The 6706-nt window shown below is 67.1% G+C and carries 5 protein-coding genes and 1 pseudogene; 1 reads left to right on the top strand and 5 read right to left on the bottom strand.

The genetic code is table 11. From position 1 onward, the window contains the following. Window positions 1-227: 227 nt before the first annotated feature. The 5 genes from QZ433_RS09440 to QZ433_RS09420 all read right to left on the bottom strand — a co-directional run bounded on the left by QZ433_RS09440 (window position 228) and on the right by QZ433_RS09420 (window position 6125). The gene (locus QZ433_RS09440) at window positions 228-776 is read right to left on the bottom strand and encodes a hypothetical protein (RefSeq protein ID WP_295782477.1); all 549 of its coding nucleotides are present in this window, start codon (window positions 774-776) and stop codon (window positions 228-230) included. 38 nt (window positions 777-814) lie between these two features. Continuing rightward, window positions 815-2479 (bottom strand): ABC transporter ATP-binding protein, encoded by a 1665-nt coding sequence (locus QZ433_RS09435; protein ID WP_108317470.1) that lies wholly within the window; start codon window positions 2477-2479, stop codon window positions 815-817. After that, window positions 2476-3423 (bottom strand): ABC transporter permease, encoded by a 948-nt coding sequence (locus QZ433_RS09430; protein ID WP_295782471.1) that lies wholly within the window; start codon window positions 3421-3423, stop codon window positions 2476-2478. The genes QZ433_RS09435 and QZ433_RS09430 overlap by 4 nt, the downstream gene beginning before the upstream one ends. Next, complete coding sequence (locus QZ433_RS09425) at window positions 3413-4342, bottom strand: ABC transporter permease (protein WP_295782468.1); 930 nt, start codon at window positions 4340-4342, stop codon at window positions 3413-3415. The genes QZ433_RS09430 and QZ433_RS09425 overlap by 11 nt, the downstream gene beginning before the upstream one ends. Window positions 4343-4505: 163 nt before the next feature. Next, entirely contained in the window at window positions 4506-6125 is a 1620-nt protein-coding gene (locus QZ433_RS09420; protein ID WP_295782465.1) for an ABC transporter substrate-binding protein, read from the bottom strand. Between the two features lie 163 nt (window positions 6126-6288). Between QZ433_RS09420 and QZ433_RS09415 the strand changes: the two are divergent. Then, window positions 6289-6706 (top strand): annotated as a pseudogene (locus QZ433_RS09415) (CPBP family intramembrane glutamate endopeptidase); the annotation flags it as partial.

Here is a 6706-nt window from a genome sequence, read left to right as displayed (position 1 = left end):
GCGTCATGACGTGCGGCAGCCCGTCCGGAACGTGTCGATGGTCTGCATCATGGTGGTCCTCTCGCCTTCGAGATCCCCGCTTATTCGTTCGCCTTGCTAAGGATCTTCAGCGACCCTACGTCGGCTTTTCGCGGAACGTGTGCCGGGGGAACACACTTTTCACGACCGTAACAAAGCTCTTACATGGCGCTTTGCCACGACGGCTTACGTCGAACGCAGCACTGCGCTCAGCGAACTCCGCCTGAGATGAACAAAGCGATAATAACCCAGACGATCAGAACCGCCAGGGAAATCACCGAGGGAATGTCCCAGACACGCCGGACGCCGCCCGCGGCATCGGCGGTGCCTCGCGCGGACTCCCAGGCGTCCTGGATGACCTGCAGATCGCGGATGGCCGGAGGCTCACGGCGCCCCCGGTCGTCTTCGCGTCGCAGCGAGGGCCGGCCGGGTCGACCCGCGACGGGCCCCCCGAACGCTTTGTACACGCGCTGTTCGTCGGTGCGCACCTCGAGCTGCCAGCGCATGTCGACGTCGGTCACGCGCGCCCACGCGATCTCGGCGATCCGCAGCGGATTGTGGATGCGGATGCCGTGAGCGTCGATGCGCACGTGCGGCGCGAAGATCAGGGCGTACACGCCCCACAGCGCCAGCAGCACCCACGGGGCGATCAGCAGCATCTCGCCGACGCCGGCGCGCAGCGCGGCATCCCCGAGGAGAACCGCCGCGAGGGCCGCGGCCAGGATCAGGCCCACGACCGAGGACGGGGCGCGGAACACCCGAGGGTGCTCCGCGCCCCGATAGCGCTCGTCGCGCGTCACGCGCCGCCCAGCTGCAGCGAGGCGCCGGGGATCGCGTCGAGCAGGCGACGGGTGTACTCCTGCGACGGCTGCGCGAAGATCTCGTCGACGGTGCCCTGCTCGACGAGCTTGCCGCGCTCCATGACGCAGACCAGGTCGGCCGCGACGCGGACGACGGCGAGGTCGTGCGTGATGAACAGGTACGTCAGACCGAGCTCGGACTGCAGCTCCGCGAGCAGCTGCAGGATCTGCGCCTGCACGAGCACGTCCAGAGCCGAGACGGCCTCGTCGAGCACGAGGATGTCGGGCTTGAGCGCGAGCGCGCGCGCGATGGCGACACGCTGGCGCTGACCGCCGGACAGCTCGTTCGGATAGCGGGATGCCAGCTCCTGCGGCAGCGCCACCTGATCGAGCAGCTCCTCGACGCGGGCGCGCCGCGAGGCGTTGTCGCCCACCTTGTGGATGTTCAGCGGCTCGGCGATCAGGTTGCCGATGCTGCGCAGCGGGTCGAGCGAGCCGTACGGGTCCTGGAACACCGGCTGCATGCGTCGGCGCAGGTTGAAGGTGTCCTTCGCGCTGAGCTTTCCGGTGTTCACGCCGTCGACCTCGATCGAGCCTGAGGTGGGCTCCTCGAGCTTGAGCACCATCTTGGCGATCGTCGACTTGCCCGAGCCCGACTCGCCCACCAGGGCGAGCGTCTTGCCGCGCGGGATCTCGAACGACACCCCGTCCACGGCGCGGAACTGCTCGCTGCGGAACCCGCCCTGGCGGATCTTGTACTCCTTAACCAGGTCGGTCACCTTGACGGTGGCCGGGGCGTCGATGTCGGACTCGCGCAGGATGCCGCGGTCCTCGACCTTCGCCTGGATGCGCTGCGAGGCGATGCTCGGCGCCGCAGCGACGAGGCGCTGGGTGTACGGGTGCTGCGGGTTCTCGAGGATCTCGCGGCTCGGTCCCGACTCCACGATCTCGCCCTGATTCATCACCACGATGGTGTCGGCGCGCTCGGCGGCCAGGCCCAGGTCGTGCGTGATGAGCAGCACCGAGGTGCCGCGTTCCCGGGTGAGGGATGCCATGTGATCCAGGATCACGCGCTGCACCGTCACGTCGAGGGCCGAGGTCGGCTCGTCGGCGATGAGCAGCTTCGGATCGGCCGCGAGGCCGATGCCGATCAGTGCGCGCTGGCGCATACCACCCGAGAACTGGTGCGGGTACTGGTGCAGGCGACGCTCGGCATCCGAGAGTCCGGCCTGCTTGAGCACCTCGATGGCGCGCTTCTCGACCTCTTTGCGCCCGGTGGCGATGCCGTTCGCACGGATCGCCTCCTTGACCTGGAAGCCGATGCTCCACACCGGGTTGAGGTTGGACATGGGGTCCTGGGGGACGTAACCGATGTCCTTGCCGCGCACCGACTCGAACTGCGTGGGCGTGAGATCGGTCAGCTCGCGACCGTCGAGGGTGATGCTCCCTCCGGTCACGTGGCCGGTGCCGGGAAGCAGTCCGATCACCGCGGACGCGGTCGTCGACTTGCCCGAACCCGACTCGCCCACGATGGCCACGGTCTGGCCGGGGTACACATCGAGGCTCACGCCGTGCAGGACCTGGCGGGAGCCGCCCTGGCCCTCGAAGGCGACCTTGAGGTCGCGCACGGACAGCAGAGGCGTCATGGTGGCGTCGCTCATCGGCGGGCCCTCGCTCTCGGGTCGATGGCGTCTCGGATGAGCTCGCCCAGCATGATGAACGCCAGCACGGTCAGGGTCAGCGCCAGCGACGGCCAGATGAGCGCTGCCGGCGCGACGCGCAGCGACTGCTGCGCCTGGCTGATGTCGTTACCCCACGACATGGTGTCGCCACCCAGACCGACGCCGAGGAACGACAGCGTCGCCTCGGCGACGATGGCCGCCGCGAGGCTGATCGTGGTGACCACGAGCAGCGGGGCGATGGCGTTCGGGATGACGTGGGTGAGCAGCGTCTTGAAGCGCGACTGCCCCAGCGCCTGCGACGCGGCGACGTAGTCGGCCTGGCGCACGCGCAGCACCTCGGCGCGCACGACACGGGCCGTGGACGCCCAGGCGAACCCGCCGATCGCGACGGCCAGGGTGAGGACGTTGCGGTACTGCGAGAACACGCTCATCACGACGATCGCCGCGAGGATGTAGGGGATCGAGAAGAAGATGTCGCCGACGCGCGAGATCACCGCGTCGAGCCATCCTCCGTAGAAGCCCGACAGCGAGCCCATGATGAGGCCGATGATCGTCCCGATCGCCGTGGCGAGCAGACCCACCGACAGCGAGGTGCGGGCACCCCACACGATGCGCGAGAAGGTGTCGCAGCCCTGGAAGGTGAACCCGAGGATGTGACCCGCGGTCGGGCCGCCGTTGCTGTTGGACAGCTGGCAGTCGTTGTTCGGGGGGACCTGCGTGAACAGGGTCGGGAACGCGGCCATGAGGATGACCACGGCCATGACGGCCAGCGCGATCCAGAAGGTCGGACGACGACGCAGGTCGCGCCACGCGTCGAGCCAGAGGTTGCTCTTGCGCGCGGCGACGCGGACGGCGTCGACCGAGATGGTCTCGGTCTTGATGGGGGCGACGTAGTGCGGCGCCGGGAAGTGACTACTTGACATAGCGGATCCTCGGGTCCAGGAGGCCGTACAGGAGGTCGACGACGAGGTTGACCAGCACGTAGATGATGACGAAGACGGTCACGAACGAGACGACCGTGGGGCCCTCGCCGCGGATGGTGGCCTGGTACAGGGTGTTGCCGACACCGGGGATGTTGAAGATGCCCTCGGTCACGGTGGCACCGACCAGCAGCACTCCGAAGTTGGTGGCGGAGTTGGTGATGACCGGGATGAGCGAGTTGCGCAGCACGTGCACGGGGATCACGCGACGGCGCGAGAGGCCCTTGGAGTAGGCCGTGCGGACCCAGTCCTGGTTGAGCGTGTCGATGACCGACCCGCGCATGAGGCGCATGCTCGTGGCGAAGAGGCTGAAGCCGAGCACGATGGCCGGGAGGAGCAGATCGCCCCAGTTGTTCTGGGCGCCGACGGTCGGCCGGAACCACCCCAGTTGGACGGCGAGGAAGTACTGCGCGAGGAAGCACGCCACGAAGATGGGCAGGGCGACGAACAGCAGCGCCACGACGAGGGCGACGTTGTCGAACAGCTTGCCCTTGCGGATCGCCGAGATCGTTCCGACGACGATCGCGAGGGTGAACTCGATCGCGAGGGCCATCACGGCCAGACGCGCGGTGACGGGGAGCGTCCGCGCGAGCACCTCGTTGACGGACTGACCCGAGAAGGTCGTGCCCAGGTCTCCCTGGAAGATGCCGCCGAGGTAGAGGAAGTACTGGACGATGAAGGGCTGGTCCAGGTGATACTGCGCCCGCAGGGCTTCGACGACCTGCGGCGCGGGGGTCTTGTCGCCGAAGAGACCCAGGATGGGGTCTCCGGGCATGGCGAAGACCATGAAGTAGATCAGCAGCGTGGCCCCGAAGAACACGGGGAGCACCTGCAGCAGACGTCTGAGGATGTAGCCGAGCATCCGCTCTCTTTTCGAACGTGGGAAACGCCTCATCGGACGTTACGTGGGGGGCAGGGCGCAGAAGGGCCCGTGCCGTTCTATCACACGACGTGATGAGGCCTGGCTGGCAGACCACGAGGCGGTGACGTTTCCGTCACCGCCTCGCGGCCAGAGATCGGAAGGGTTACTTCGTGATCTCGTAGTAGAGCGGAACCGAGTTCCAGCCGAACTTGACGTTGTTCACGCCGTCGGCGTAGCCGCCGGTGACGTTGGAGTACCAGAGCGGGATGGCCGGCAGGTCCTGGAGCAGGATCTCCTGGGCCTTCTGGAAGTCCGCGTTCTGCGCGTCGACCTCGGTCTCGGCGATGCCGCTCGCCAGCAGCTGGTCGAACTGGGGGTTCGAGTAGTCGCCGTCGTTCGACGAGGCGTCGGTCGCGTAGAGCGGTCCGAGGAAGTTGTACAGACCGGGGTAGTCGGCCTGCCAACCGGTGCGGAAGGCGGTCTGGATACTGCGGTCGGTGATGGCCGAACGGGCTTCCTTGAACGTCGGGTACGGAGCGCCCGAGGCGTCGATGCCGAGGGTGTTCTTGATCGAGTTGGTCACCGCGTCGACCCAGGTCTGGTGCCCGCCGTCGGCGTTGTACGCGATCTGGAAGGTACCGGTCCAGGGCGAGATTGCGTCGGCCTGAGCCCACAGCTCCTTGGCCTTGGCCTCGTCGTACTTCAGCACGTCGGCGCCGGTGAGCGAGTCGGACCAGCCGTCGATGACCGGCGACGTGAAGTCGCTGGCCGGGGTGCGGGTGCCCTGGAAGATCGTCTTGGTGATCTCGTCGCGGTTGATGGCCATCGACAGCGCCTGACGACGCAGCTTGCCCTCTTCGCCACCGAAGTGCGCGAGGCGCTCGGGGATGGTGAAGGACTGGAACACCGCGGCCGGCTGGTTGACCGCGCGGTCGCCCAGGTCGGACTCGAAGGTGGCCTGCGAGGCGGACGGGATGGCGTCGATCACGTCGACGTTGCCGCCGAGGAGGTCGGCGTACGCGGCATCCTGGGAGGCGTAGAAGACGACCGTCAGGCCGCCGTTCGCGACCGTGCGACCGCCCTGGTAGTCGTCGTTCTTGACGAGGTCGATCTGCACGTTGTGCTGCCATGCGCCGTCGCTGGCGAGCTTGTACGGACCGTTGCCGACCGGGTTCTCACCGAAGGCGGCCATGTCCTCGAACGCCGAGTCGGGCAGCGGGAAGAACGCCGAGTAGCCCAGGCGCAGCGCGAAGTCGGCGGCGGGCTTGGAAAGCGCGATCGTAAAGGTGTAGTCGTCGACCTTCTTCAGGCCGGTGAGCTCCGAGTCGGCGTCGTAGCTGAAGCCGACGATGTCCTCGAAGAAGTAGCTGTTCAGCTGGTTGTTCGACAGCTGCGCGCCGTAGTTCCAGGCCTTGATGAAGTTGTCGGCCTTGACCTCGGTGCCGTCGGTGAACTTCTGGCCCTGCTTGAGGGTCACGGTGAGGTTCTGCGCGTCGTTGGTGACGATGGACTCGGCCATGTCGTTCACGGGAGCGCCATCGGCGTCGTAGTAGACCAGACCCGCGAAGATCGAGTCGAGGATCTTGCCGCCGCCGACCTCGTTCGTGTTGGTCGGGATCAGCGGGTTCTGCGGCTCCGAACCGTTGGTCCGGATGATGGCCGAGGCGTCGCCGCCCGAGGCCGAGCCGCTGCCGCCGTTGTCTCCGCCCGAGCAGCCGGCGAGCATGAGCCCGACAGCTCCCAGCAGGGCGAGACTGGACAGGGCAATCTTGTTGCGCTTCACAGTTCCTCCAGGGAAGGGATGATCATCGCCCTCACGAGGTTTTCGCGCAGCACGAGGTGAGCGGAATCCGTTCGGGCAGGATGAGAACACACTAGGCACGTTTACCCAGGTGCCCCAAACTTCTCTGAAAAACGTTACACAGCATTTACTCGAAGGGCCTCGGATGGAGCATTCTGACAAGCGGACCCGCCCTGCCACCCGCGCGGACTGGTCATACCCTCCGACGATCGCCCCCTCCGACCGGTACCGCCGCTCCCGCCTGGGGTGGGAGATCGCGCTCGTCCTGCTGGTCAGCGTCGGCCAGTCCGCGGTCTATTCAGTGGTGTCGTTCGTCCGCGCCGCGACCCGCGCGCCCATCTCGCAACAGCAGACGCAGCTGAACCCCTCGCGCAGCGCCGAGCCGCTGTGGGACGCGATCTACCAGTTCCTCGACATCTTCTTCTCACTGGCTCTCGTCGCCCTGGCGGTCTACCTGCTGTGGGAGCCCGCGAACAACGCCCTGCGACGGATCGGCCTGGACTTCCGCCGATTCGGCTCCGACCTCGTGCGCGGTGTCGCCCTCGTGATCCTCATCGGCGCGC

Origin of the sequence: uncultured Microbacterium sp., from assembly GCF_913776565.1 — a bacterium.
GTDB lineage: Bacteria > Actinomycetota > Actinomycetes > Actinomycetales > Microbacteriaceae > Microbacterium.
Note: the sequence above shows the minus strand (reverse complement) of the source record. Positions and strands in the feature narration are given on the sequence as shown.